The organism is Streptosporangium sp. NPDC049046 (genome assembly GCF_040649155.1).
In the GTDB taxonomy this organism is placed as follows: Bacteria; Actinomycetota; Actinomycetes; order Streptosporangiales; family Streptosporangiaceae; genus Streptosporangium.
In genome coordinates this window covers 123,247-148,746 of sequence record NZ_JBEZEZ010000016.1, presented here as the reverse complement: position 1 = coordinate 148,746, position 25,500 = coordinate 123,247, and the positions used below count along the sequence as shown (strand labels likewise).

The following is a 25,500-nucleotide window of genomic DNA, read 5'->3' as shown; positions in this document are numbered from 1 at the left end:
CCGCTCGTCGGGCGGGCCGCACGCCCGGGTCCGCGGCTGATCGGCCCCGGCCGACGAGCCACCGGATCCGACGACTGCCGCACCGTCCCCTGCCCGACCTTGCCATCAGACCCGGAGGAGAGAGCCGATGAATTCCGACGACAACGCGGGCCCCGGCGGGCCGGAGGTGTCCCGAAGAAATTTCCTGGGCAGCGGCCTCGCCGCCGCGGCGGTGACGCCGCTGCTGGCGACAGCGGCAACGGCGGCGTCGGCGGCACCGGCTCCCGCCTCGGGGAGCGACGGTCTCGTGACCGTGGGGCTCAAGGTCAACGGCAGTCCGGTCACGATGCGGGTCGACCCGAGGGCCACCCTGCTCGACACGCTCCGCGAACGGCTGGAGCTCACCGGAACGAAGAAGGGCTGCGACCGGGGCCAGTGCGGGGCGTGCACCGTGCACGTCGACGGCCGGCGCGTGCTGTCCTGCCTCACCCTGGCCGCCGCGACCGACGAGCGTGCGGTGACCACGATCGAGGGTCTCGCGAAGGGCGACCGGCTGCATCCGATGCAGCAGAGCTTCATCGAGCTCGACGGGCTGCAGTGTGGATTCTGCACTCCCGGGCAGATCATGTCGGCGGTCGCGATGGTCGGCGAGGGCCGCGCGAGCTCCGATGACGAGATCCGCGAACGCATGTCGGGCAACATCTGCCGCTGCAGTGCCTATCCGTTCATCGTCGCGGCGATCCGCGACGCGCAGAAGGTGATGCGCTGATGCGGTCCTTCGCCTTCACCCGGGCGCGCTCGGTACCCGAGGCCCTCCAGGACGCCGGTCAGGACACCGCGTTCCTGGCCGGCGGCACGACCCTCGTCGACCTGATGAAGCTCGACGTGACGGCCCCTGCCCGCGTCGTGGACATCAACCGGCTTCCGTTGCACGGCATCACCCTTGACCGCGATGGGCTGCACATCGGCGCGCTCGAACGGATGAGCGACGTCGCCACCGACCGTACCGTGCGCCGACACTATCCGATGATCGCGCAGGCGCTGGAGCTGAGCGCCTCCGCCCAGCTGCGCAACATGGCGAGCATCGGCGGGAACCTGCTGCAACGCACCCGCTGCGGCTACTTCCGGGACGTCACCACCGCCTGCAACAAGCGGGAGCCCGGCAGTGGCTGCTCGGCACTGACCGGGGTGAACCGCGGCCACGCGATTCTCGGCACCAGCGACGCCTGTGTGGCGACCCACCCCAGCGATCTGGCCGTCGCGCTGGTGGCGCTGAGCGCGGTGGTGCGTCTGACCTCGGCACAGGGCATGCGTACCGTGCCGCTCGACGCGTTCTACACCCTGCCCGGCACCACACCCCACGTCGAGAACGTGCTGCGACCCGGCGAGCTCGTCACCGGTGTCTCCGTCCCTCGCTCACCGTGGGCCGAGCACTCCGTCTACGTGAAGGTCCGCGACCGGCAGTCGTACGAGTTCGCCCTCACCTCGGCGGCCGTCGCGCTCGAACTGCACCGCGACACCGTCAAGCAGGCCAGGATCGCCGCCGGCGGGGTGGGGACCAGACCGTGGCGCCTGACCGCGGTCGAACAGGCGCTGACCGGCCGGCCCGCCACCGCCGAGACATTCGAGTCGGCGGTCGCCGACGCCGCGGACGGCGCCCGGCCGCTGGCGCACAACGCGTTCAAGCCCGCACTGCTGCGACGCACGCTGGTCCGGGCCCTGACGGTCCTGCGTGAGCGCCGATGACACCGGCCCGTCGTCCCCGTCGTCGCCCACCCGCACGGCGGCGCCGGAGCACCCACCCACCGCCGCGATGCCCCGCGGGCGGACACCGTCCGGACGGCCCGGGGGTCCGTGCGCCACGCCCCCGTGGCCGGCCACAAGGTCATGACGCACGACCGGAAGCCTTCGTCAACCATCGGGAGCCACGATGACGTATTCCCCCGTCGGACGCGAGACGGACCGCGTCGACGGCCGACTGAAAGTCACCGGCGCCGCCCGGTACTCGGCCGACTACCGTGCCCCCGGCATGGTGTACGCCCACGTCGTCACCAGCACGATCGGGAGGGGCACCGTGACCCGGATCGACACCGGGGCCGCGCTGGCCTCTCCCGGAGTCCTGCGCGTGTACGCCGCGCCGGACCCGCGACTGCGGCTGTACCCGGTCGCGCCCCAGTTCCGCAACTTCGTCGAGAACTACGTCCCCCTGCAGGACGCGGAGGTGCGCTTCCACGGACAGATCATCGCCATGGTCGTCGCCGAGAGCGTCGAGCAGGCGCGCGACGCCGCGGCGCTGGTCACCGCGACCTACGCCGCGCAGCCGCCGCGCACCTCCCTCACGGACGAACCCAGCGTGCCGTCCGGTCCCACGGTCAGCGGGACTTCGGGCGACATCACGATCCTCGCCCCCGGCGTCGAGTCGATCGACGCGGCACTCGCCGCCTGCGACGTCGTCGTGGAGGCCGACTTCCACCAGCCGGTGCAGCATCACGTCGCGATGGAACCCCATGCCACCCTCGCCGTCTGGGAGGGCGACGTGGTGACCGTCTACTCCGGCGCGCAGATTCCACCGGCGTACGCGCTCGGGATGTCCCAGCGGCTCGGCGTCCTCCCGCAGCAGGTCCGTCTGATCACGAAGTACGTCGGCGGCGGCTTCGGCGCCCGGGTCGTCCTGTGGAGCGACGCTCCCCTCGCCGCCGTGGCGGCCCGCGAGCTGGGCCGCCCCGTCAAGCTCGTTCTCACCAGGGAACAGGTGTTCACCCTGACCGGCCACCGCTCGCACCTCACCCAAACCGTCAGGCTGGGCGCCTCTCGCGACGGGGTCCTCAACGCCGTCAGCCACGAGAGCGACGTCGAGACGCCGGCCGTCGTCGCCTTCAACCTGACCCCGGCCCACGCCACCTCGGACACGCTCTACCGCACGCCGAACCTGCGCACCAATCCGCGGATGGTCATCCTCGACCTGCCCGGCAGCCGGGCGATGCGGGCACCCAACGAGGCCCCGGGGGCGTTCGCGCTGGAGACGGCGATGGACGAGCTGGCGGTCGCCACCGGTGTCGACCCGGTCGAGTTGCGGCTGCGCAACCACACCGCCGTCAGTCCCGTCACGGGCCTGCCGTGGTCGAGCAAGCACCTCGACGAGTGCTACCACGTCGGTGCCAGGCGTTTCGGCTGGTCCCGCCGCCACGCCACGCCTCGCGCGCGCGTCGACGGGCAGTGGCTGATCGGCGTCGGCATGGCCAGTGCCGTGTACCCGGCGACCCGCCACCCCGCGAGCGTCCGGATCCGGCTGCTCGACGACGACACCGCGGTGGTGTCGACCGCGACCTCGGACCTGGGCACCGGCGGGTGGACCATGGTGGCGATCGCCGGCGCCGACGCCCTGGGGATCCCCCTGAAGCGGGTGACGCCCGAGATCGGTGACACGGCGCTCCCCCAGGGCGCACCCGCTGTGGGCTCCAGTGCCACGCACTCCACCGTGCCGTTGATCGTGGACGCCGCCCGCGACACGATCGCCGCGCTCAAGCAGCTCGCGGCGACCGACCCCCGGTCGCCGTGGCACGGAGCGAACGCCGAGGACCTGCGCTACGAGGAGGGCCGCCTGCACTCGCGGGGACGCTCGATGTCCTTCGGCCGCCTGCTCACCGTCATCGGATCACGGGGCGTCGACGCCACCGCCTCCGCGCCCGGCGGCGCTCCCCCCGAGTACGCCTACCACAGCTTCGGCGCCCACTTCTGCGAGGTGAAGGTCAACCGGTTCACCGGCGAGACCCGCGTCACCCGGTTCACGACGGTCGCGGACGTCGGTCGCGTCATCAACGCCAGGGCCGCCCGGAGCCAGCTCGTCGGTGGCGTCATCTTCGGTATCGGATACGCCCTGCTGGAGGAGAACCCGCTGGAACTCGACACCGGGCGCCTGGCCGGCAGCACTCTCGCCGACTACCTGGTGCCGGTGAACGCCGACATCCCCGACATCGACGTGCATCTGCTCGACCGGCCCGACCCGGTCCTCACCGGGCCGCTCGGCGATGGCGGGGAGGTCGGGACCAGAAGTCTCGGCGCCCGCGGCCTCGGGGAGATCGGCAACGTCGGTTCGGCCGCCGCGGTCGGCAACGCCGTCTTCAACGCCACCGGCATCCGGGTACGCGACGTCCCCATCACCCCCGACAAGCTGCTGTAGAGACCCGCTCCGGATACTCGGCGACCTGGCCCGGACGGTCGGAGCGGGTCTGGGGCCCGATGCCCGTACGACGACAACGCCGCCGGCGACACACCCGGCCGATCCGCGCCCCGGGGCGCCGCCGACGGCGTGAGATGCCGGATCAGCTCATCTGGGCGACGCCCGCCTTCTCGCGCACCGCGGCGGGAATCCCCCGGTCGGGGGAGAGCCGCCCCAAGGTGATCGTCCCCCAGACGAGCAGCGCGGCGGCGAGGAGGGCGGGGATCACGTTCAGCCAGCCGCTGGGCACCGCCTCGTCGAGCAGGAGCGCCCCCGCGAGGATGGAGACGATCGGGTCGACGATCTGGACCGCGGCGTAGGACATGCCGAAGTAGCCCACCTCGTAGGTCTTCTGCAGCAGCACGACCGCGCAGACGAGCAGCACCGGGATGGCGAGCGTGAACCAGTTGAGCAGCGTGCGCAGGTCACCGTCGAAGCCGCCGCCCACCACCCGTACGAAGGTGGAGACGCTCGCCGTCACGGCGCCCGCCGCGACCGACAGCACGAGCGCGTGGGCCTGGCCGGTCATCCTCCGCCCCACCAGATGGGTCACGAGCACGACCAGCCCGACGCAGCCGAGGAAACCCAGCGCCTCCGAGTTCGTCATGTGCGGTTTCACCGGGTGCACGGGGACCAGCAGCAGCAGTCCGAGCAGTCCGACGGCCACCGCGCCCGAACCGACGAGCTCCGCCCTGTGCGGGCGCCTGCCGTGCAGCATCGCCGCCAGCGGTACCGCGAACACCAGCGTCAGCACACTGATCGGCTGCACCATGATGAGCGGCGCGAAGCTGAGGGCGACGGCGTGCAGGGACGCCCCGGTGAAACCGACGATGCCGCCGATCCACCAGCGGGGCCGCCTCATCAGTTTCAGCGAGGCGCCCTCGGAGACCGCCTCGAACTGCTGGAGCGCGGCCCCCAGGGCGTAGCCCAGCGCCCCGACCAGGGCGATGGATATCCCGACCCAGGTCATCGCCACCCCACATAACGGACAAGGCATCCAGAAAGAAGCGAATCACGGGTCATCCCGCAAGCTTAGAGCGCCCGGCGAACGGGTAGGGAATTTCGCCGATTTGCACGAGACCCTGTCTGTGGTGGTCACTGACCGCTCGGCGGGCAGACGCAGAACAGGTGCCCCTCGGGGTCGGCGAGCACGACCCACTTTCCCTCGCCCGGCTGGAAGTCGGGGCGGGTGGCTCCGAGCTCCAGGTAGTCCCTGACGGCCTCCTCCAGGTCGGAGACGCGGACGTCCAGGTGGAACTGCTTGTCGGGGCCGGGCCACGTGGACGGCTTGCGGTCGAGATTCTGTTGGAAGTAGATGCTCATCGTGCCGTCGCCGATGCCGGCGTAGGTGTCCTCCGCGTACTGAACCTCGTAACCGAAGACGGCCGCGTAGAACTCGGCGAGCCGCCTGGGCTCGGCGCAGTCGATGGTCACGGCGATGAATTGCGCTTTTGCGGTCATGGAGCGATCGTCTCGCCCATACCTGTCAGCTGCTGTCACGTTTGCCGGGACATCTCCATCCGTGGTGGTGACCGCCGTGAGGGCACCTGATACGTAGGCGGGGAACCTGCGAAGAGGATCCGGTCCACAGGTGATGCCCGCCGTGACAGACGCCCGGCCCGTGAGCGGTCGCCGCCGCGAGGGGCTCCTGCCCCACAGGTGGGACCCTCGCAAAGGGCATCTGTCCCACAGGGGAGACCCTCGCAAAGGGCACCTGTCCCATGAGCAGTGACCTGTGTGAAGGGCAGCGGCCCATAAGCGGTGGCCGCCGCGCAGAGCACCTGGCTAGGGTTACCCCGTGCTTCCGATCATTTCCCCGCCCCCCGCCCTCTAGCGGGCGGCCCTTCTCTCCTGACGACCGGACCCGAGTGGTCCGGTGGGTGCTTGCCGTCCGCATACGTGCGACCTGACGACGACCACCTCATCTGGAGAGATCTCCATGACGCATGTCTCCGTACGGCGGGGCCTGCTGTACGTGTCCATCGCGGCGACCGCCTGGGGCACCGGCGGCGCGGCCGGCGCGCTGCTCCACCAGACGGGCGGGCTCGGCCCCGTCGCCGTCTCCTTCTGGCGGTTCGCCGCCGGAGCGGCCGTGCTCCTGCTGGCCAGGTTCCTGTTCGGCCTCGGCAGGCCCGGGACCGCCGAAACGTCCACCACCATCCGGCGAAACCGTCCCACCCGATGGAACCGGCCCCCCGGAAAAACCCAACGCACCGAACCGCTCGCCACCACCCCGCGGAACCGTCCCGCCGAACCGCTCATCACCGACCGGCGAGACCGTCCCACCCGATGGAACCCGGCCGCCGAAGAAACCCGACAGCCCCGACCACTCACCACCACCTGGAACCAGGCCGCCCAAGAAACCCGACGTACCGGACCGTTCTCCGTCCTTCGGCGGGCCCGCGCCGCCCGGCGGGGCTCGATGCTCCGGCGGATCCTGGTCACCGGCGTGGCGATGGCCGTCTACCAGACGGCCTACTTCGCGGCGATCGCCGAATCGGGCCTGGCCGTGGCGACCGTGGTCACGATAGGCGCCACCCCCGTCCTGGTGGCCGCGGGCGGGTTTCTGCTGCTGGGCGAACGCCTGAGCGCCACGGGACTGGGCGCGGTCGCGATCGCCCTGACCGGCCTGGCCATGCTCACGCTCGACGGCGGGTCGGCGACGTTCTCCGCGGCCGGTATCGGCTGGGCGCTGCTGTCGGCGGCCGGGTACGCGGGGGTGACCCTGCTCAACCGGGCCTCCACCGACGAGCCGTACGTCACCGCGATGGGTGGCTTCGTCGTCGGCGGGCTCTGTCTGCTTCCCGTCGCGCTCGCCCAGGGTCTGCTGCCCTCGGGTGACCCACTCGCCTCCTGGGCGGTCGTCGTCTACCTGGGTACGGTCCCGACGGCCCTGGCCTACGGGCTCTTCTTCACCGGCCTCGTCGCGGTACGCGCCACGACGGCCGCCGTGATCTCCCTCGTGGAGCCGGTGGGCGCGGCGATCCTGGGGATCCTGCTGCTCGGCGAGCGGCTCACTCCGGCGGCGGCGTGCGGGAGCGCCCTGCTGCTCGGCGCGGTCGCCCTGCTCGCCCTGAAGGAGAGGGGTGATCGCGTCGGTGTAGCCGCGTAAAAGTCGGTGAGGGTCCCCGTACGAGGAATTCGTACGGGGACCCTCGCGGCGCCTCGGGCCGTCCCGACAGATCCGTGGGAGACCTCGCGACGCCCCAGGTCATCCCGACGAATCCGCACGGGCCCCTCGCGCGCCCCGGCCACCCGGCCCCTGGGCCGTCCCGTGGCATCCCGGCCCCTGAGCCCTGGGCCCTGGGTCACCCGGAAGGCCCGCCTTTTATTGGGGCGTATTGGCTAAAATCGCGTCCGACTTATCATGCTAAAGCGTGACAAGTCGCCGGTGCCCCGAAAGTTTGGCGGACGCACCGCGATCCTGAACGGCCGATCTTTGCACCACAATGTGCGAAGAGACGGAACGCGAGCCCGGAACCGGGCGTTGGAGGGAACGTGGCCTCGATTACCCAGCTCTTCCGGCGTTTCCTGGAACGCCCCGGCACCATCGACCTCTCGAAGTTCGAGCGGGTCGTCGCCGAGGCGGGGACCCGCGAGGAGCGGATCCGCGCGCTCGACGAGCTGCCCGCGCCCTCGGTCGACGACCTCCCCGAGTTCTGCGCGATCGTGCGGGAGGCCGCGCGCCGCACGCTCGACCTGCGCCCCTACGATGTGCAGCTGGTCGGCATGCTGGCGATGCTGTCGGGAAACGTCGCGGAGATGGCGACCGGCGAGGGCAAGACCCTGTCCGGTGCGATGGCCGCCGCCGGATACGCCCTGCAGGGCAAGCGCGTCCACGTCATCTCGGTCAACGACTACCTCGCCCAGCGTGACGCCGAGTGGATGGGCCCGCTGTACGAGGCGCTCGGCGTCTCCAGCGGCTGGATCGGGCAGAACTCCACGCCCGCCGAGCGCCGGGCGGCCTACGCGGCGGACGTGACGTACGGCTCGGTGAGCGAAATCGGTTTCGACGTGCTGCGCGACCGGCTGAGCACCTCCGTGGACGACCTGATCGTGCCCGCGCCGGCCGTGGCGGTGATCGACGAGGCCGACTCCGTGCTCGTCGACGAGGCCCGGGTGCCGCTGGTGCTCGCCGGTGCCGCCGACCCCGGCGACGCCGTTCCGGAGATGGCCGTGCTGGTCAGGCAGCTGGTCAAGGGCTACCACTACGAGCTCGACGACCAGGCGCGCAACGTCCACCTCACGAGCAAGGGCATCGACACCGTCGAGCAGGCGCTCGGCCTCGACCTCTACGACACCCCGGCCACATTGACCGAGGTGAACCTCGCCCTGCACGCGCACGCCCTGCTGACCAAGGACGTCGACTACATCGTCCGCGACGGCAAGGTGCACCTCATCAACCCCTCGCGGGGCCGGGTCGCCCTGCTGCAGCGCTGGCCCGACGGACTGCAGGCGGCGGTGGAGGCCAAAGAGGCGCTCTCGCCCTCGGAGACCGGTGAGATCCTCGACTCGATCACCGTCCAGGCGCTGATCACCCGCTATCCGGAGAAGTGCGGCATGACGGGCACCGCCGTCGCGGTCGGCGACCAGCTGCGGGAGTTCTACGACCTCAAGGTGGCCGTGATCCCCTCCAACCGGCCGTGCGTGCGCACCGACGAGCCCGACCGGCTCTTCGAGTACCGGATGGAGAAGGACCTCGCGCTGGTCGAGGAGATCGTCGAGGTGCACGCCACCGGACGGCCGATCCTGATCGGCACCATGGACGTGGCCGAGTCCGAGCGTCTCGCGCTCACCCTGAGCGGGCGCGGGCTGGAGTGCGTGGTCCTCAACGCCAAGAACGACGCCGAGGAGGCGGCCATCATCTCCCGCGCCGGGGAGCGCGGCGCGCTCACCGTCTCCACCCAGATGGCCGGGCGCGGCACCGACATCCGCCTCGGCGAGGGCGTCGACGAGCTCGGCGGCCTGTACGTCATCGGCTCGGGCCGCCACACCAGCAGCCGCCTGGACGACCAGCTCCGCGGGCGCGCGGGCCGCCAGGGCGACCCCGGCGGCTCGGTCTTCTACGTCAGCGGCGAGGACGAGCTGATCGCCCACTACGTCGCCGACGAGTACGCCAAGGGCGTGCCCGAGCACTCCCTGGTGGGCCACGCCCAGCGGGTCGCCGAGGGCGTCAACATGGAGATCCACCGCAACACCTGGCGCTACACCCGCCTGCTGGAGCGCCAGCGCGGCCAACTGCTGGAGCGTCGCGACCGGGTCCTGCGCGAGCGGGTGGCCGGTGACGCCCTCGCCGCCGCGGCCCCCGAGCGCTGGGCGGAGCTTCGCGAGAGCGTCGAGGAGGACGTGCTGCACGAGGCGGCCCGCCAGATCGTGCTCTTCCACCTCGACCGCGGCTGGGCCGAGCACCTGGCCTACCTGGGAGAGCTGCGAGAGGGCATCCACCTGCGGGTCCTCGGGCGGCTCAACCCGATCGACGAGTTCCACAAGGACGCCGTCCCCGCCTACCAGCGACTGCTGGCCGAGATCGAGTCACGCTCGGTCGAGACCTTCGAGACCGCGACGGTGACCGCCGACGGCCTGGACCTCGAAGGCGCGGGCCTCAAGCGTCCCACCGCCACCTGGACCTACCTCGTCCAGGACAACCCCTTCGGCACCGAGTGGGACCGCATCCTCAACCGCCTCACCACCAAGGTCCGCCACCGCTGACGCCTCTTCAGGGGCGGCCTTCACACCACTGAGGGCCGCCCTTCAGGCACTGATACGGTCCGGCGCCTCCAACAAATCCGGTTCCCCAGGCGGTCCGGTTCCACCACAGATCCGGTTCCTCCAGGAAAAGTCAGCCTCGACTTCAGGTCCTGGACATCATGATGTGCGTTACGCGCGCGGTAATGGTTTCACCGCACTCTCCCGGTTATCGTGACCTTCATGACCACCACCAGCGCGTCCCGGCCGGTAGGTGAGCTCCTGCGCCAGTGGCGGGAGCGCCGGCGTATGAGCCAGCTGGACCTCTCGATCCAGGCGGACATCTCCACCCGGCATCTGAGCTTCGTGGAGACCGGAAGGTCCAAACCGAGCAGGGACATGATCCTGCGCCTCGCGGAGGAGCTGGAACTCCCCCTTCGCGAGCGCAACCACCTGCTGCTCTCCGGCGGCTTCGCGCCGCTCTACTCGGAGACGCCGCTCACCTCGCCGCACATGGCGTCCGTACGGGAGGCGCTGGGGCAGGTGCTGAGCGGGCACGAACCGTACCCCGCGGTCGTCGTCGACCAGCACTGGAACCTCATCGACCGCAACGCCGCGACCGGGCTGCTGCTGCGCGGGGTCGCGCCGGAGCTGCTCGTCCCCCCGGTCAACGTGATGCGGCTGAGCCTGCACCCCAAGGGCATGGCTCAGCGGATCATCAACCTGGGCGAGTGGCGGGCCCACCTCCTGCACCGGCTCCGCCGCCAGATGAGCCTCACCGCCGACCCCGACCTCGCGGCGCTCTGGAAGGAGCTCGACGACTATCCCTGCGACCAGCCGGAGCCGGAGATAGACCGCCCAGGCCCCGGTGACATCGTGATTCCCCTGCGGCTGCGCCGCGGCTACCGGGAGCTCGCCTTCTTCAGCACCATGGCCACGTTCGGCACCCCGCTCGACATCACCGTCGCCGAGCTCGCCATCGAGGCGTACTTCCCCGCCAACCCCGAGACCGCCGCCTACCTGCAGCACCAGCACCACCCCGACTGACCGGGGGCGGGGGTGCGGCGTGCGCCCCACGCCACACCCCCGCCGGCCGAGCCGGTCCCGGCCGATGCCATCCGGTCTCGGCCGGTCCGGGTCCTGGAAGGTCTTCGCCGTGTCCTCAGCCGGGGATTCCGGCTCCGGACTCACTGGACTCGCCGACTTCGGCCTTCCCCGCCCGCGACGCCGCGATCCTGCCCAGGACGACGTCGATCACGAGGAACGCGAGCAGCGAGATGCCGAGCAGCGGGAGGAACACGCCCACCGCGATCGCCACGGCCGCCAGGGGCAGGGCGACGGCGAGGGGCAGCCGCCGCAGGCCGCCGCGCGCGTAGGGCGTGCCGAAACCGCGGGTCGGGCGGCGCAGCCACCACATGCGGTAGCCCCACACGATGACCGAGATCAGCGAGATCGCGAGCACGGCGAGGACGATCTGGTTGACCAGGCCGAACAGCACCCCCATGTGCACGTCGATGCCCCAGCGGGTCAGCTTGGCCCCGATGGGGAAGTCGGCGAAGCGCAGCTCGGCGCTCACCTGGCCGGTGGCGGCGTCGACCGCCACCTGGTCGTTGCGCTGCGGCCAGAGGCGGTCCGCCTCCTTGACGACGTACGGCTTGCCGGACTCGGCGGGCCAGACGATCTCCAGGGGTCCCGACAGGCCCTTGCCCGCCGCCGCCTGGACGACCTGGTCGGCGTCGGCTACCGGCGCGGCGCCCGCCTCCTGCCCGGCGGCGTGGCCGCCGTGGTCGCCGTGGCCGCCGGAGACGGGCAGCGACGGGGTGGACCAGCCGATCGAGGTCTGCAGCACGTCGATGTTGGCTCCCGCGTACTTCGACCAGGTCAGACCGGTCGCCGAGAGGGCGAGCAGGCCGATCAGCGCCCACGTGCCGACCGAGCCGTGCCAGGAGAGGGTCTTGCGCAGGCCGCGGGCGCCGCGCTCGGGAGCGACGACGCGCCGCAGCCGCTGTCCGGCGCGGCGACGGCGGGTGAGCCACAGCACCAGGCCGCCGACCCCGACCAGCCACAGCCAGCTGGCGGCCATCTCGCTGTATATACGTCCCGGCTCGCCCAGGTGCAGGTGACGGTGGAGCTGGGAGATCCAGGTTCGCACGGGCAGGGCGCCCGAGCTGCCGTAGCTCTCCAGCGCGCCGCGGACCTCGCCGTTGTACGGGTCGACGAAGACCGCGAGGCGGGTGCTCTCCGGAAGGCCGGGCACGTCGAGCAGCACCTGGGTCGTCGCGTCCGGCTCGTCATAGGTCCGTACGAGCGCGAGGGTCCCCTCCGGATGCGCCGCGGTGGCGGCGGTGACCTGCTGGGCGAGGGGAAGCCGCTGCTGCCCGGCCGGTACGGAGGTCGTCAGCTCCTTGGAGTGGACGATGTTCTCCAGCTGGAAGGAGGCGGCGTACAGCAGGCCGGTCGTCGCCGCCACGAGCAGGAAGGGGGCGACGAGGATTCCGGCGTAGAAGTGCAGGCGGAGCAGGAGTGAGCGCAGCGTCACCCAGGTGGAGGGCTCCCTGGGTGCGGGGGCCGGGGAGGGACCGGCCGGGTCGGCCGGGTCGGCCGCGGGCGGGATGTCGACGTCGGATGTCATGGGGGGTTCTCCGTTCGCAGGGAACGCGCGCACCGTCAGGTACGCGCCACCGCGGTGTGAGGTTCGGTTCGGCGTAGCGCGGGGCAGGCGGAATTCCGGCTCTCACCAGCGGGAGGGCATGCTGGGAGCCGGGCTCGCGGGCCCGTACGGCATAGGGGAGACAGGAACCTGCGGGTACCGTCAGGCGCCGATGGGACGGCGCTCGGGTTCACCGGCCGGGAAGGACGCGACGGCGCGACGATCCACGGTCGGGGAAGGTACGGCGCTCGGAGACGCGGGCCCGGCAGGGCACGGCGGCGTCCGGGCGCGACGGCCCGATGTCAGACGGCGTGCGAGGGAGCGGGCGGCCCGCGGCGCGAGACGGCGGCGGCGAGCAGCCGGGCGACCGGTGAGACCCGGTCGTCGGGCGCGGCGGAGAGGAAGGTGAGGCGGCAGGCGACGGGCGCGTGCCATCGCAGCAGGGTGAGAAGCGAGGCGAAGAGCAGGTAGAGGAGCGTGGTCAGACCGCGCTCCCCCCGCTCCAGCCAGTGGGCCGACAGCAACGCCATCACGGCGTGCACCAGCACCATGAACAGGCCGGTGGACAGGCCGCCGGCGCCGTGCTCATGCCCGGTCGACGGCGGCAGCGCACCGGAGGTGAACCACAGGTGCATGCCGTACTGGGCGGCGAAGCTCGCCCCCAGCAGCATGCCGAAACCACGCCGCCGCCGGGCGAGCACGAACGCGCCCGCCGCGGTCGGCAGCACCGCCCAGACCAGCACACCCGGCCCCACCGGGCTGCCTCCGGCCAGCACGTGCATGACCAGCGACGCCGTCACGCACACGACCGCGAAGACCGCGGCGCGAACAAGACGGAAGGCGTGCATGGGGCAATGGTGGCAGAGAATGACGGATTCGCCACCCCCTTGTTCCATGATTAAAAGTGTGGATTAATACCCCTCGGGCTGTGTGTCACGATTGAGCGGTCTGTGCTATTCAGGTGTCGAAGCGGGTGCGGCCACCTCGGGCGCGCGGTCGGCCACCTCGACCTTCAGCTGCGCCGTCGAGCTCAGCAGGGTGCCCTCGGGCGCTCCCGCCGCGCTCTCGTCCACCACGACGACGCGCTCGCCCAGGTACAGGTAGGTGACGGGGTCGAAGATGTACTCGTGCCGCACCCCGCCGAGCCGGTTGACCATGGCCACCGCGACCCCCCTGCGTCCGGCGGCGTCCTCGGCCTCGTCGACGGTCTCGACGCCGGGGATCGTCCCCGCCGCCCTGAACAGCGCGGCCCGCTGGGCGGACGGCAGGTACGCCTGAGTGATCATCGAGCCGACGCTCCCCCACGCCTTGTAGTCGGCGAGGGGATCGCGTCCCAGGCCTCGGTAGAGGTGTTCGCGCATCCCCTCGGGATCGGTGGGCAACCGGCTCAGCGAGACGTAGTCGGTGCGCTGGTGGTCGGGACGGATGTCGTAACCGGTGAGCTTCGACGGCGCCCCGGCGCCTCCCTTCCGCCGTTCGGCCTCGGCGGGCAGCGGTTCCCCGGGGAACGGCCTCGGCTCCAGGTGCTCGCTCGTCATGACCCCGCCGTCCAGGGGGGAACCCGCGACGGGCAGCCACACCTTGAACCGGCTGCGGTCGAGGTAGCGGACGTCCTTCCCGCCCTCCTTGAGCTTGACCGGGAACATGACCTGCAACTCGTAGGCGAGGAACTGCCCCGGCTTCGGGCGCAGCTCGTCCCGCAGGCTCACGGTGTCGGCGGCCCGCTGGAGGACCGCCGACATCGCCACGGGCGCCATCTGGACGGTCCTCTCCCGCTGAAGGTACGAGTCGGCGCCGACGAAGCCGAGTCCCACCACCACCGCGGCCCCGGCCCCCACCGCGAGACTCGTCCTGAGGCTCAGCCCGAGGTTCCCGGTGAGGCTCGCCGGGCGGAGTGCCCTGCGTGCGGGCGGTGCCGTCGGCGCCGCGCCGAGGGCCGCGATCTCCGACAGCAGCCGCGACTCCTCGGCGCGCAACTCCGCCGGGCCCGGCCGGGGCACCTCGCAACGCAACCGGTTCACCTGGGTCATCTCATCCATGAAAGGTCTCCTCGCTGACGGACGTGGGATCGATCCCGCCGAGCTCCTCGCGCACCCTGCCTCTCGCCCGGTTGACCCGCGAACGGACCGTGCCCACCGGGACGCCCATCGCCCGGGCGGCCTCCGGGTAGGTGAGACCGCCCCAGGTCACCAGCAACAGCGCGTCCCGGTGGCCCGCGGGCAGCCGCGCCAGGGCGGCCGCCAGCCTGCGCCGCACGGCGTCGGCGCTCAGCCGCTCGTCGCTGCGCTCGGTGAACGGAACGGTCACCGGATCGACACCGGTCCGTTCGAGAACGCGCAGCCGCCGCACCTCGACACGCTTGTGCCGCCTGATCAGGTTGGTCGCGATGCCGTACAGCCACGGGCGCGCGCCGGGCTGCGAGAGGTCGTAGCCCTCCCTCCCCCGGAACGCCGCCAGGAAGGTGTCCGCCACGACGTCCTCGGCCACGTCCGCTCCCAGCCGCCGGGTGACGTAGCGCTTGATGTCGGGCGCGTGCCGGTGGAAGACCGCGGCGAACACCTCCGGCTCCCGCAGGGACCGCCCGATGAGGGAGGCGTCGTCGGCCTCCGCCTCGTCGGCGGGAAAGGTGCCGCCCGCCCCCGTCCGGGTTCGGCTCGTTTCGCTCATATCCGGCCTCTCGGCTCTCGGTTAGGACACCCGTTGTTGCTCTCCCGCGTGCCTGCGGTTCCCGAAAAGCGCCATGGCGGTTCCGCGCCACTCGGACGGACGCGCGTGCCCGTCACACCGGGGTGAACTCCAGGTAGGAGACGGCGGGCATCCCCGCATCACGCCAGGGTGAACTCCAGATAGGAGACGGCGGGCATCGGCAGGGTGAACTCCAGCCGCAGGGTCCCGTCCTCCGCGCGGACGGTACGGGCGGGCTCCAGCTCGTCCAGGTTGTTCGCGGCGCGGAGCCGGTCCCACTGCCCGCCCTCCGGCCAGTCGGCGCCCCCGCCGATCTCCGCCCATACCGCCCGGATGTTGGAGTGCCGCTCGTCGATCCGGTGGTGGCCGACCGTGTACTCCCCCTCGGCGAGTCCCTCGACCGTGAGGGTGACCTCGCGTGACAGGATCGCCGCGCCGCCGGCCCTGTCCTGGTCGAGGGTGCCGTTCCACACCAGTACCCCGACGGTGCCGGTGGCCGAGCGCGCCGCCCACACTTCGACTCCCGCGACGTCACCGGTGGCCGAGCAGGCGAGCTCGTCCTCGCCGAGACGGTCGGCGAGGGTGAGCGCGAGGTAGCGGGGCTTGCGCAGGTTGCCGACCGTGAGCAGGCCGAACCCGCCGTGGAAGAGCGCCGGTGGGCGGCCCAGCTCCTCGAAGTGGTCCGAGGCCACCCAGTGGGAGAGCGCGTCCACCCGCCCGGCCGCCGACCTCATCCCGTGCAGCAGGAACGTCGCCCCGAACGGCCCGTCGCCGATGCCGTGGAAGTGCGTGGGGGTGGGGCCCCACTCCGTCCACCAGATCGGCGTGCCCTCGCGGCCGTGCCGTTCCAGGACGGGCCGCCAGTCGAGCGGGGCGTTGCCGTAGGTGTGGGTGGAGACGAAGTCGAGCGCCGCACCCGAGGTGTCCACGTGGTCGATCAGCTCCTGGACCCAGCCGTTCGCCGCCGACGACGGGCCGCCGACGCGGATGTCGGGGTGGACGTCCTTGACCGCCGCCGCCGACACGTCGTACAGCCGGAAGAACTCCTGCGGCGTGCCGCTCCAGAAGACCTCCAGGTTCGCCTCGTTCCACACCTCGAAGGCCCAGTTGTCGACCACCTCGCGCAGACCGTACCGTTCGACGAGGTGGCGGGTGAGGTCACGGACCAGGTCGCCCCACCGGTCGTAGTCCCTGGGCGGCGAGATGATCGCCTCGTAGCCGAAGACCGTCTTCGACGGGTCGGAGGCGAGGTCGTGCGGCATGAACGACAGCTCCACGATCGGCCGCATGCCGAACGCGGTGATCGTGTCGTAGACCTCGTCCACCCGGGTGAAATCGTGCACGGGCCTGCCGTCCACCTCCCGGTAGACGCCGAGGTCGTCGCAGAGGATCGCGTGGGCGCGCACGGTCTCGACGCCGAGTTCCTCCCGCGTCGTCCACAGTGCCTCGGTCAACTCGGGGCCGATCGGGCGGCCGCCCACGGTGTCGGCGGAGAGCATGTACGACAGGTGCTCGGAGCCGATCATGTACTTCCACGGCCTGGGCAGGAGCCGCGTGCTGGTCGAGGCGTCGACCCGCAGGACCGTCGCGCCCGGCTCGGCGAGCGGCGCGGCGAACACCGCCTCGGTGAAGGGGCCGGCCCGTTCCATCGTGGTGACGGCGGCAACTCTGTACCAGGCGGGCTCCCCGTGCGTGTCGACGTAGCGCGGATCCGGCACGGCCGGTACGTCGATGTCGGGCTGCTTGGTGGAGGTGTACGGCCCCGCCTCGGCGGGCGCGCGGTGGACGAGGTAGCCGATGGCCCCGGCCACCCGTTCCCAGGTCAGCGTGACCTGTCCGCCTCCGCTGTCGGCGCGCAGCCCTCGGGGGGCGGTGACCTCGACCCGTCCGGCCGCGGTCACCTCCCCCGACGCCCGGTAGATGCGGGCCTGCCAGTCTCGGCGTGCGGCGTCGGCCGTGCTCATGGATACGTCTCCCCGATGGTCGGTGTGGGTGGGGTGGGTGTGCGGCTCACGCGCGAGGAACAACGCGCGTGAGCTGCACGATTCACTTGGCGGGCACGACGGTCACCTGGGAGGCACGACGGCCCATTCCTCCTGCCTCAGGACGGGCGCGAGCTTCGCCGTGACGTCGCGGGTCGCGAAGTGGCGGCGCAGGCTGTCATCGGCGAGCGCGTTGCCGAGCGCGATCATGATCATTCCCTGGTCGAGGGCGAGATACTGCTTGGCGACCTTGCCGCTGCGCACCGCGACCGCGTCGTAGAAGCCGCCCGGCCCGTAGGCGTCGAAGTTCGTCCTGAGCCTGGCGAGGTTGTCGAGGGCCGCACCGGGCGTGTGGCGCAGCGCGAGGAACGACGCGTGCGGGGTGACCACGCCGTCGCCGTAGGACTCCGGCTCCGGCTGCCCCTCGCGGCATCCCTCGAACCCGTAGTCGACGGAGGTGCGCTCCTGGTCGGAGGTGTAGCCGGGGGTGTCCATGCCGATCGCGTCCACGCCGTACTCGCGGTAGCCCCCGGCGGGGTCGTTGGACGGGGAGAAGCCCCAGTAGCCGTACTTCGCCTCGTTCATGCCGTGCTCGATCTGGGCGGCGATGTAGACGGGCTGGTTGCGGCCCCAGCTCTTGGCACCCCAGACGTCCTCGGGTACGAGCTGGGTCACCATCAGCTCCTCGAACATGCTGCCGCCCCAGGTGGGCACCAGGCGCATGCCCCGGTAGCCGTACGTGCCCTCGAAGACGTTGACGCCCATGTAGGTGCGCCAGGTGCCGACCGGCTTCTGCTCGGCCCACGACCAGTCGCAGGTGTCGGGGAAGGTTCGCCACATGCCGTAGTAGTGCTGGGGCGGGAGCTGGCCGAGGGCGATGCCGACGTAGCTCGCGATCCTCGCCTCGGTGAGCGCGCCGTAGTGGTGGCAGGTGGAGTGGACCGTGGTCCCCGAGTCGTTGTAGTCGCTCTCGACCGAGCAGCCGGTGGGCTTCTCCGGCCAGAACCCGCCGCGCAGCAGGCCGGTGCCCGCGTCCGGCCGGGCCTGCGGGTCGTAGTAGGACTCGAAGTCCATGCCGCTCAGCAGCGCCCCGGCCTGCTTGGAGACCTCGGGCACGGCACTGCGGATCATCATGAGGGCGGCCGCGAGCCAGCCGTTGTCGACGCTGGACAGGAACGGCTGTACGACGGAGCCGTCCTCGGGCCAGGTGCGCACGACCTGCAGCGTGCGCGGGTCGTACCAGTTGTAGAACTGCCCGGTGGGGGCGTGACGCTCCAGTTTCGCCGTCGAGGCGAGCGTCGCGGCGACGCGGCGCCGGGCCTCGTCCTTGGAGATGAGGCGGACCTCGCGGGCGGCCACCGTACTCCACAGGTAGGTGGCGATGTTGGTCGGCGAGGTCACCTTGGCGCGGGTGCCGGGGGCGAGTGAGCCGTCGATCTTGTCGGAGGGCAGGCCGGTCGCCGGGTCGGTCATCGCGGCCATGGACTTCCAGGTGTCGGCGGCGTAGCGGCGCAGCACCTCCCGCTGCCGCCCCGCCGTCGAAGCCGTCGCGGGTGTCGACGTTGTCAAGGGGACATCGGGGGATACCAGGGGAGACGCGGAGGGGGCGGGGGAAGGGGCGGCCGAGGCGGGAGAGGGGGCTGCCGCGATCAGGGCGAGACAGGCCGCCAGGGCGGCCGCGTGACGACGACGCACGGGGGCTCCTTACGTGGATTACTTGAGTCCGGTGGAGGCGATTCCCTGGGTGAAGAAGCGCTGCAGGAAGACGAAGAGGACGAGGACCGGCAGCACGACGACCACCGCCCCGGCGATGAGCAGCCCGTACTGGGTGCCCTGGTAGCCGTTGAAGATCGCCAGCGCGACGGGCAGCGTGTATTTGTCCTCGCTCTGGGCCACCACCGCGGGCCAGAGGAAGTTGTTCCACGAGCCGAGGAACGTGATCAGGCCGAGCGTGGCGAGGGCGGGCCTGCACAGCGGCATCACGATCCTGAAGAAGATCCGAAACTCCTTGGCGCCGTCGACCCGCGCGGCGTGGATCAGCTCGTCGGGGATGTCCGCGATGAACTGGCGCATCAGGAAGATGCCCAGCGGGGTGACGAGGCCGGGCAGGATGATCCCGAGGAAGGTGTTCACCAGGCCGAGCTTCGCGATGAGCACGAACTGCGGGATCATCACCACGATGGCGGGCAGTGCCATCTGCGTCAGGACCAGCGCGAACAGCACGTTCTTGCCGCGGAAGGCCATCTTGGCGAAGGCGTATCCGACCATCGAGCAGAACAGCAGGTTGCCCGCGACGGTGGCGAGGGCCACCACCGCGCTGTTGAAGAACACCTGCGTGATGTTCATCTTCTCCAGCAGCTCGCCGTAGTTGCCGAGCGTCCACTGCGTCGGCAGGAACTCCGGCGGATCCCGCCTGATCTCGGTCTCCGGCTTGAACGAGGTAAGCAGCGTCCAGACGAACGGGAGCACGACGAGCACGAGCCCGGCGCTGAGCAGCGCGTACGTGGAGAAGCGGCGTTTCACCAGGGCCCCGCGCCCCGGCCTCTCGGAAGCCTGGCCTCTCGCGGGGGCCTTACGAGCCGAAGCGGTTGTCATCTGGACCTCCCGACCCGGAACTGCAGGACCGCCAGCGCCACGATCACGGTGAACAGGACGCTCGCCGCCGCGGCGGCGTAGCCGTAGTTGCCCGAGCCGAACTGGTTGTAGATCGCGAGCGAGGCCGAGGTGGTCGCTCCCGCCGGGCCTCCCCGCGTCATCACCAGCGGCTCCTCCATGAACTGGGCGAACCCGATCGAGCTGTAGACGGTGCAGAACAGCAGCGCCGGACGGAGCATCGGCAGCGTGATGGAGCGGAAACGCTCCCAGCGACCGGCCCCGTCGACCTCCGCGGCCTCGTACAGCTCCCTGGGGATGCCCTGCAGGGCGGCCAGCAGGACGACCATGTCGAAGCCGAAGCTCCGCCAGGCGGTCATGACGATGATCACGGGAAGCGCCAGGTTCTCGTCGGCGAGCCAGCGGGGGCCGTCCACGCCCACCGCCGCGAGCACCTGGTTGACCAGGCCCGCGTCGGGTTCGAGCAGGAACCTCCAGGCCACCGCGACGCCGATGATGCTGGTGACGTACGGCAGGTAGTAGCCGAGCCGGAAGAACGCGGCCGGCAGCCGGGCGATCCCCGAGTTCAGCGCCACGGCCGCGCCCAGGCCCAGGGCGATGGTGAGCGGGAGCGCGGTCACCACGAAGATCAGCGTGTTCAGCGCCGCCTGGCGCATGAGCTCGTCGTCGAAGAGCCGCAGGTAGTTGTCGAGTCCGACGAGGTTCACCGCCAGGGGGTCGCGCACGTCGGTACTGCGCATGTCGGTGAAGCTCATGCCCAGCTCGACGAGGAGCGGACCCGCCCAGAACACCGCGAACATCACGACGAAGGGTGTCACGAAGATCCAGGCCAGACCGGTGCGGCGGAATCCGCCCCGGGGGCTCCACTGCCTGGCGGGGGCCGGTGCGGTGGACTCACGCGAGTCCACCCGCTCGCTGACCACCATGGTCAGACCCCGGTCCCGATGGTCTCGGCCTGCTCCTGGACGCGCTTGGCCGTCTCCTCGGCGGTCTGCTTGCCCAGGGCCATCTTCTCGACCTCGGTCTCCATCACCTTGGCCACCTGCTCCCAGGTCGGGACGGCGGGCACGGCCTTCGCGTCCTTGAGCTGCTCACCGAAGACGGTGACCCGCTCGTCGGCGGTGAGCGCCGGGTCCTGCCAGGCGGCCTCGACGCTGGGCAGCGCGTTGACCTTGGTGTACCAGGTGGCCTGGACCTTGGGGTCGACGAGCCAGCTCAGGAACTTCCAGGCCGCGTCGCGGTTCTTCGCGTCCTTGAAGACCACCATGTCGCTGCCGCCGACCAGGCTGGGACCTCCCGCGCTGCCCTTCGGGTAGGGCGCGACGGCGAACTTGTCCCCGAAGCCGTCGCCGCCCTCCTTCTCCAGGCCCGCGATCATCCACGGCCCCGAGTAGAAGGCGCCGACCTTCCCCTTGACGAACGTCTGCGGGAAGGCGCCGGTCGGCTGGTCGGTGCTGGAGAGCCCGCTCTCGAAGAACGAGCCGTACTGCTTGAGCGCCTTGACCATCTCGGGCGTGTCCAGCGTCCACTTCCCGTCGGAGACGATCTCGCCGCCCGCCTGCCACACCAGCGGCAGCACCTCCTGCCAGGAGCCCTGCCGGAAGTTCTGCTCCACGCCGAGCGAGGCGCCGCCCTTCTCCTTGAGCGCCTTCACGAAGGCGGTGGTCTCCTCCCAGGTGACGGGCGGCTTCACCGACGCCTTCTCCGCGAGGTCCTTGCGGTAGTACAGGGCGCGGGTCTCGACGTACCAGGGCACGCCGTACGCGGTCCCCTCCACCTCGACCGTGCCCCACGCGCCGGGGAAGAACGCCGACTTGTCGATCAGGTCGGCCGGGGTGGGGTCGAGGGCGCCGGTCTTCGCCATCTCACCCATCCAGGTGCTGCCCAGCATGGTGACGTCGGGGGTGGCGTTCCCCGCGATGGCCGCGGTGATCTTGTCGTGGGCGACGTCCCAGCCGAGCGGGGTCACGTTGATCGTGATGCCGGGGTTCGCCGTCTCGAAGTCCTTGGCGAAGGCGCCCAGCGCCTCCCCCTCCGCCCCGATCGCCCAGACCGTGACCTCCCCGGTGGCCTTGCCGGTGTCGACCTCCCTCGCCTGTTCCGCGGCCCCGTCCCCGCTCCGGCCGCACCCGGCGAGCACCAGTCCCAGCGCGAGGATCCCGACGGCGTACTTCTTCACTTTTCCTCCAGGGGGTGAGGACCGCAGCTGGATCGGACGATCAGCTGGGTGGGGAGAATCTCGGACTTCGGGACGTTGCGAGTGCCCCTGATGAGTTCGTCCAGCGCGCGGGCGGCACTGGCGCCGAGCAGGCGCATGGGCTGGCGCACCGTGGTGAGGGCGGGCCTGGCGTGGCGGGCGGCCATGATGTCGTCCCAGCCGGTGACCGCCACGTCGCCCGGCACGTCGAGGCCGAGTTCCTCGGCCGCCAGGATGACGCCGAGGGCCACCTGGTCGTCGGCGCAGATCACCGCCTGCGGCCGGCCCGCTCCACCGGCTCTTCCCGCCTTCCCCGCTTTCCCCGCGAGCAGGGTCCGCCCCGCCTCGTACCCGCCCTCCACGGTGAACTCGCAGGGCAGCGGCTCGGGGGGCCGGATCCCGTGGTCGGACAGGACCCGTCTCACCCCGGTCCAGCGCTGGGTGACGTCGCCCCCGTCGTCGTCCCCGGCCATCGCGAAGGTGGAGTAACCGTGGCCGAGCAGGTGGGCGGTGAGCGCCTCGGCCGAGGAGGTGTTCTCGCTGCAGACCGCGTCGGCCCGCTCGACGGGGTCGCGTGCGAGCAGGACCAGCGGCGTCCTGCTCCTGACGATCTCGTCCACCACGGCGTCCTCGACGGTCCTGCCGAAGATCACCATGCCGTCCACCCTGCCGACCAGGTCCCTGACCAGGTCCTGTACGGCGGCCCGCCCGCGCGTGGACAGGATGAGCACGGAACGGCCGAGCTCGGAGGCCACCTCCTCGTAGCCGAGGAGGACTTCGGCGAAGTAGGGGCCCGACAGGTCGGGGAAGACGATTCCGTTGGCCGCGTGGCGGCCCTGGGCGAGGGAGACGCCGAGGCGGCTCGGGGTGAAGCTGAGCTCCTCGACCGCCCTCAGCACCTTCTCGCGCGTCCCGGCCGAGACGGGTCCGGTGTTGCGCAGAGCCCGGGAGACGGTGGCGATGGAGACACCCGCCCGCTGCGCGACCTCGTAGATGGTCGCACCCTGACCTTCGTCGCTGTTTGCCACCTGTCGTCCGATCTCCCTGCCGAGTGGAAGCGCTTACACTCAACGACGACTGAAGGTGGAAGCGCTTACAGTGGATGCTCGGAGTCAACCACCGAACGTAATCACCGGTAAAGGTCTGTTACATCACCGTTACCAAACGAGCACGGTGCCATACCAGGACCCGTGAGGTCCGGCCGGGAGGTTCACAGGATCCCGACCTGGGGCCTCGCAAGACCCGAACGAGAGCCTCATGAGGCCCTGCCCAGGAGTTCCACACCGATCTCACCCCGTCAGCCCGGCGGAGTCGGCGACCGCGAATCCCGCGTCACGGAACGGTGATCACGATCTTGCCGAGGAGATGTCCCTGCTCACTGAGACGGTGCGCGTCGGCGGTCCTTTCCAGCGGGAAGGTCCTCTCGAGCGGCACACGCAGCGCGCCGCGCTCCAGCAAGGGGAGGACCTCGGCGAAGACCTCCTCCAGAGGACTCCCGCCGACACCGCTGGAGAAGCGCACACCATACTCGGCGGCCCGTCCGTCGGCGATGGTGACCACTCTGTCCGGCCCACCGGCCAGTTCTACCGACATGGCGAGCACGTCGCGGCCGGAGGCGTCGAGGACCGCGTCGACACCTTCCGGGGCCGCGGCGCGCACCCGCTCGGCCATGTCCTCGCGGTCCTCGCGGTCCTCGCCGTACTCGCCGTACTCGACCGGCCGCACGCCCAGGTCGCGCAGGAAATCGTGACGGGCCTGGCTCGCCGTGCCGACCACCCGCACCCCCCTGGCCCTGGCGAGTTGCGCGGCGACCAGCCCGACGCCGCCGGCGACCGCGTGGATCAGCAGCGTGTGTCCCTCCGTCACGTCGAGCTCCCGCAGGGCACGCCAGGCGGTTTCCACGGCCACCGGCAGCGCGGCGGCCTGCTCGAAGGAGAGCCAGTCGGGCATGGCCAGCAGGTTCCCGGTGTCGGCCAGGACATGGGTGGCCGCGGCACCGGAGGGGACTCTGCCGAAGACGGCCTGACCCGCGCTCCAGCCCCCGACACCTTTACCCGAACCGACGCCGGCGCCAAGAGCATCGATCGTTCCGGCGAACTCGACACCGACGCCGGTGGGCCCGACCGGCCGCCGACCACGATCCATGAACCCGCTGCGGAGTTTCCAGTCGATGCCATTGACCCCGGTGGCCCGTACCGCGACCCGTACCTGACCTGGGCCGGGATCGGGGAGGGGAACATCGTCGAGAGTGAGCACCTCGGGACCGCCATAGCGGACATAGCGGATGGCCTGGGACATGGTTTTCTCCCCCTGAGCGCTTGTGTGCCCGGTTGACGACATGAACCCCGGGCTCACGACCCCGGTGCGCCACGACGAGGGCACTGCTAGAAGTGGGGCCCGGCCGGTGAACCTCTCAGACCAGCAGCAGGGTCTTCCCCACGGTGTCGCGTGCCTCGATCGCGGCGTGCGCATCGGCGGCCCGATCGAGGGGGAAGGTCTGTCCGATGACCGGCCTGATCCGGCCCGCCGCCGCCTCGGACAGCGCCAGCCCGGCCAGCCGCCTGCCTTTCTCCGGGGCGAACTGCACCTGCTCCATCCCGTGCACACTCACCCCACGCCGTTCGGCCTTTCCGGGATCGATCTGCGCGGAGCTCCCGCCGGGCACGCCATACGTGAAGAACCTGCCCCCGCGCGCGGTGACCTCGAACGAGTCCTGACCGATCCGGCCCCCGGCACCGTCGAAGACCACGTCCACCCCGGCACCGCCGGCCACACTGGGCAGCCGCCCGCCGCCGGCCGCCTCCCGGACCCGCTCAAGCCACCCCGGCTCGGAGTAGTCGACCACGATCTCGGCTCCCAACTCCCGAGCCAGGTCGAGTTTGCGCCCGCCCCGGGCGGTCGCGATCACGTGGGCACCGACCGCGTGGGCGAGCTGCACCAGTAGGGTGCCGAGCCCTCCGGCCGCCGCAGTGACCAGCACTCGCTCTCCGGGCTTGACCTCGGCCGCGCCGGCCAGGCTCAGCGCGGCCGGGCCGATCTGGAGAAGCGCCGTCGCCTCCCGCACACCCAGCTCATCCGGTACGGGGACCAGCGCCTCCAGCGGAACCACGACCCGCTCGGCGTACCCTCCGTCGCCGGTCATGGCGATGACGTCGCGGCCGACCCAGCCGGGATCAACCCCCTCCCCGACGGAGACCACTCGCCCGCCCACTCCACCCCCCGGCACGTACGGTGGCTTCTGGCCGAAGAATTCGGTACCCCAACCGGTGCGAAGCTGCGTCTCAAGGGACAGCACATCCACCACGGACACCCCGACCACGACCTGCCCGGCTCCGGCGACCGGCTCCGCTGCCCGGCCCACCACCAGCACCTCCGGCCCTCCGAACGCCGTTACCTGGACAATGCGCATATCAACCACTTTCTCTCGATCTCCTCGCGCACAGTCTCAAACCTAAAGTTTGCTTGACGTCAAGCGGGCCGCACAGAGCAC

Annotated in this window: 20 protein-coding genes; 6 read left to right on the top strand and 14 right to left on the bottom strand. The window is 71.0% G+C overall.

Annotation, left to right across the window (positions count from 1 at the left end):
- The first annotated feature begins 127 nt into the window (after positions 1-127).
- The 3 genes from AB0B96_RS23390 (at position 128) to AB0B96_RS23380 (ending at position 4,159) form a co-directional block, all read left to right on the top strand.
- On the top strand, positions 128-748 hold the full coding sequence (locus AB0B96_RS23390) for a (2Fe-2S)-binding protein (RefSeq protein WP_362901763.1): 621 nt from the start codon (positions 128-130) through the stop codon (positions 746-748).
- Entirely contained in the window at positions 748-1,725 is a 978-nt protein-coding gene (locus AB0B96_RS23385) for a xanthine dehydrogenase family protein subunit M (RefSeq protein WP_362901761.1), read from the top strand. The genes AB0B96_RS23390 and AB0B96_RS23385 overlap by 1 nt, the downstream gene beginning before the upstream one ends.
- 184 nt (positions 1,726-1,909) lie before the next feature.
- Positions 1,910-4,159: a xanthine dehydrogenase family protein molybdopterin-binding subunit gene (locus AB0B96_RS23380; protein WP_362901759.1), complete on the top strand. Its 2,250-nt coding sequence runs from the start codon at positions 1,910-1,912 to the stop codon at positions 4,157-4,159.
- A 142-nt stretch (positions 4,160-4,301) separates the two neighbouring features.
- On the opposite strand, the gene AB0B96_RS23375 is transcribed toward AB0B96_RS23380, so the two are convergent.
- Together AB0B96_RS23375 and AB0B96_RS23370 are read right to left on the bottom strand one after the other, a co-directional pair.
- Entirely contained in the window at positions 4,302-5,168 is an 867-nt protein-coding gene (locus AB0B96_RS23375; protein WP_362901757.1) for a DMT family transporter, read from the bottom strand.
- Between the two features lie 125 nt (positions 5,169-5,293).
- Positions 5,294-5,659, bottom strand: coding sequence for a VOC family protein (locus AB0B96_RS23370; RefSeq protein WP_362901754.1), 366 nt, complete (start codon positions 5,657-5,659; stop codon positions 5,294-5,296).
- Between the two features lie 478 nt (positions 5,660-6,137).
- Here AB0B96_RS23370 and AB0B96_RS23365 point away from each other — a divergent pair, with 478 nt between their 5' ends.
- From AB0B96_RS23365 to AB0B96_RS23355, 3 genes are all read left to right on the top strand, one after another.
- Positions 6,138-7,310, top strand: a complete 1,173-nt coding sequence (locus AB0B96_RS23365) for an EamA family transporter (RefSeq protein ID WP_362901752.1) — start codon at positions 6,138-6,140, stop codon at positions 7,308-7,310.
- 395 nt (positions 7,311-7,705) lie between these two features.
- Positions 7,706-9,907: an accessory Sec system translocase SecA2 gene (gene secA2, locus AB0B96_RS23360; RefSeq protein ID WP_350945389.1), complete on the top strand. Its 2,202-nt coding sequence runs from the start codon at positions 7,706-7,708 to the stop codon at positions 9,905-9,907.
- 219 nt (positions 9,908-10,126) lie between these two features.
- Complete coding sequence (locus tag AB0B96_RS23355; RefSeq protein WP_350945146.1) at positions 10,127-10,930, top strand: helix-turn-helix transcriptional regulator; 804 nt, start codon at positions 10,127-10,129, stop codon at positions 10,928-10,930.
- 115 nt (positions 10,931-11,045) lie between these two features.
- Here AB0B96_RS23355 and AB0B96_RS23350 read toward each other — a convergent pair whose 3' ends face one another.
- The 12 genes from AB0B96_RS23350 to AB0B96_RS23295 form a co-directional block, all read right to left on the bottom strand.
- Entirely contained in the window at positions 11,046-12,515 is a 1,470-nt protein-coding gene (locus AB0B96_RS23350) for a PepSY-associated TM helix domain-containing protein (protein WP_362901750.1), read from the bottom strand.
- 320 nt (positions 12,516-12,835) lie between these two features.
- The gene (locus AB0B96_RS23345) at positions 12,836-13,381 is read right to left on the bottom strand and encodes a hypothetical protein (RefSeq protein ID WP_362901748.1); all 546 of its coding nucleotides are present in this window, start codon (positions 13,379-13,381) and stop codon (positions 12,836-12,838) included.
- 105 nt (positions 13,382-13,486) lie between these two features.
- Complete coding sequence (locus AB0B96_RS23340; RefSeq protein WP_362901746.1) at positions 13,487-14,572, bottom strand: CU044_5270 family protein; 1,086 nt, start codon at positions 14,570-14,572, stop codon at positions 13,487-13,489.
- The gene (locus AB0B96_RS23335; RefSeq protein ID WP_362901744.1) at positions 14,565-15,200 is read right to left on the bottom strand and encodes an RNA polymerase sigma factor; all 636 of its coding nucleotides are present in this window, start codon (positions 15,198-15,200) and stop codon (positions 14,565-14,567) included. Before AB0B96_RS23335 ends, AB0B96_RS23340 begins: the two co-directional genes overlap by 8 nt.
- A gap of 158 nt (positions 15,201-15,358) precedes the next feature.
- Positions 15,359-17,182, bottom strand: a complete 1,824-nt coding sequence (locus AB0B96_RS23330; protein ID WP_362901742.1) for a hypothetical protein — start codon at positions 17,180-17,182, stop codon at positions 15,359-15,361.
- A gap of 102 nt (positions 17,183-17,284) precedes the next feature.
- Positions 17,285-18,895, bottom strand: coding sequence for a glucoamylase family protein (locus AB0B96_RS23325; RefSeq protein ID WP_362901740.1), 1,611 nt, complete (start codon positions 18,893-18,895; stop codon positions 17,285-17,287).
- An 18-nt stretch (positions 18,896-18,913) separates the two neighbouring features.
- Positions 18,914-19,795, bottom strand: coding sequence for a carbohydrate ABC transporter permease (locus AB0B96_RS23320; RefSeq protein ID WP_362901738.1), 882 nt, complete (start codon positions 19,793-19,795; stop codon positions 18,914-18,916).
- Positions 19,792-20,739, bottom strand: a complete 948-nt coding sequence (locus AB0B96_RS23315; protein WP_362901736.1) for a sugar ABC transporter permease — start codon at positions 20,737-20,739, stop codon at positions 19,792-19,794. Before AB0B96_RS23315 ends, AB0B96_RS23320 begins: the two co-directional genes overlap by 4 nt.
- Before the next feature lie 2 nt (positions 20,740-20,741).
- Positions 20,742-21,992: a sugar ABC transporter substrate-binding protein gene (locus tag AB0B96_RS23310; RefSeq protein ID WP_362901734.1), complete on the bottom strand. Its 1,251-nt coding sequence runs from the start codon at positions 21,990-21,992 to the stop codon at positions 20,742-20,744.
- Positions 21,989-23,038 (bottom strand): LacI family DNA-binding transcriptional regulator, encoded by a 1,050-nt coding sequence (locus tag AB0B96_RS23305; RefSeq protein ID WP_362901732.1) that lies wholly within the window; start codon positions 23,036-23,038, stop codon positions 21,989-21,991. The genes AB0B96_RS23310 and AB0B96_RS23305 overlap by 4 nt, the downstream gene beginning before the upstream one ends.
- A 304-nt stretch (positions 23,039-23,342) precedes the next feature.
- Positions 23,343-24,308 (bottom strand): NADP-dependent oxidoreductase, encoded by a 966-nt coding sequence (locus AB0B96_RS23300; protein ID WP_362901730.1) that lies wholly within the window; start codon positions 24,306-24,308, stop codon positions 23,343-23,345.
- A gap of 115 nt (positions 24,309-24,423) precedes the next feature.
- A complete protein-coding gene (locus AB0B96_RS23295; protein ID WP_362901728.1) occupies positions 24,424-25,419 on the bottom strand; it encodes a zinc-binding dehydrogenase in 996 nt (331 codons plus the stop codon).
- Positions 25,420-25,500: the final 81 nt, after the last annotated feature.

What these genes read in the sequence shown, in the direction of transcription:
- AB0B96_RS23365 (WP_362901752.1), top strand. Translation starts at nt 6,138, where the DNA reads ATGACGCATGTCTCCGTACGGCGGGGCCTGCTGTACGTGTCCATCGCG.
- AB0B96_RS23340 (WP_362901746.1), bottom strand. Translation starts at nt 14,572, where the DNA reads ATGGATGAGATGACCCAGGTGAACCGGTTGCGTTGCGAGGTGCCCCGG.
- AB0B96_RS23375 (WP_362901757.1), bottom strand. Translation starts at nt 5,168, where the DNA reads ATGACCTGGGTCGGGATATCCATCGCCCTGGTCGGGGCGCTGGGCTAC.
- AB0B96_RS23380 (WP_362901759.1), top strand. Translation starts at nt 1,910, where the DNA reads ATGACGTATTCCCCCGTCGGACGCGAGACGGACCGCGTCGACGGCCGA.
- AB0B96_RS23385 (WP_362901761.1), top strand. Translation starts at nt 748, where the DNA reads ATGCGGTCCTTCGCCTTCACCCGGGCGCGCTCGGTACCCGAGGCCCTC.
- AB0B96_RS23330 (WP_362901742.1), bottom strand. Translation starts at nt 17,182, where the DNA reads ATGAGCACGGCCGACGCCGCACGCCGAGACTGGCAGGCCCGCATCTAC.
- AB0B96_RS23390 (WP_362901763.1), top strand. Translation starts at nt 128, where the DNA reads ATGAATTCCGACGACAACGCGGGCCCCGGCGGGCCGGAGGTGTCCCGA.
- AB0B96_RS23315 (WP_362901736.1), bottom strand. Translation starts at nt 20,739, where the DNA reads ATGGTGGTCAGCGAGCGGGTGGACTCGCGTGAGTCCACCGCACCGGCC.
- AB0B96_RS23355 (WP_350945146.1), top strand. Translation starts at nt 10,127, where the DNA reads ATGACCACCACCAGCGCGTCCCGGCCGGTAGGTGAGCTCCTGCGCCAG.
- AB0B96_RS23335 (WP_362901744.1), bottom strand. Translation starts at nt 15,200, where the DNA reads ATGAGCGAAACGAGCCGAACCCGGACGGGGGCGGGCGGCACCTTTCCC.
- AB0B96_RS23300 (WP_362901730.1), bottom strand. Translation starts at nt 24,308, where the DNA reads ATGTCCCAGGCCATCCGCTATGTCCGCTATGGCGGTCCCGAGGTGCTC.
- AB0B96_RS23345 (WP_362901748.1), bottom strand. Translation starts at nt 13,381, where the DNA reads ATGCACGCCTTCCGTCTTGTTCGCGCCGCGGTCTTCGCGGTCGTGTGC.
- AB0B96_RS23320 (WP_362901738.1), bottom strand. Translation starts at nt 19,795, where the DNA reads ATGACAACCGCTTCGGCTCGTAAGGCCCCCGCGAGAGGCCAGGCTTCC.
- AB0B96_RS23370 (WP_362901754.1), bottom strand. Translation starts at nt 5,659, where the DNA reads ATGACCGCAAAAGCGCAATTCATCGCCGTGACCATCGACTGCGCCGAG.
- AB0B96_RS23350 (WP_362901750.1), bottom strand. Translation starts at nt 12,515, where the DNA reads ATGACATCCGACGTCGACATCCCGCCCGCGGCCGACCCGGCCGACCCG.
- AB0B96_RS23295 (WP_362901728.1), bottom strand. Translation starts at nt 25,419, where the DNA reads ATGCGCATTGTCCAGGTAACGGCGTTCGGAGGGCCGGAGGTGCTGGTG.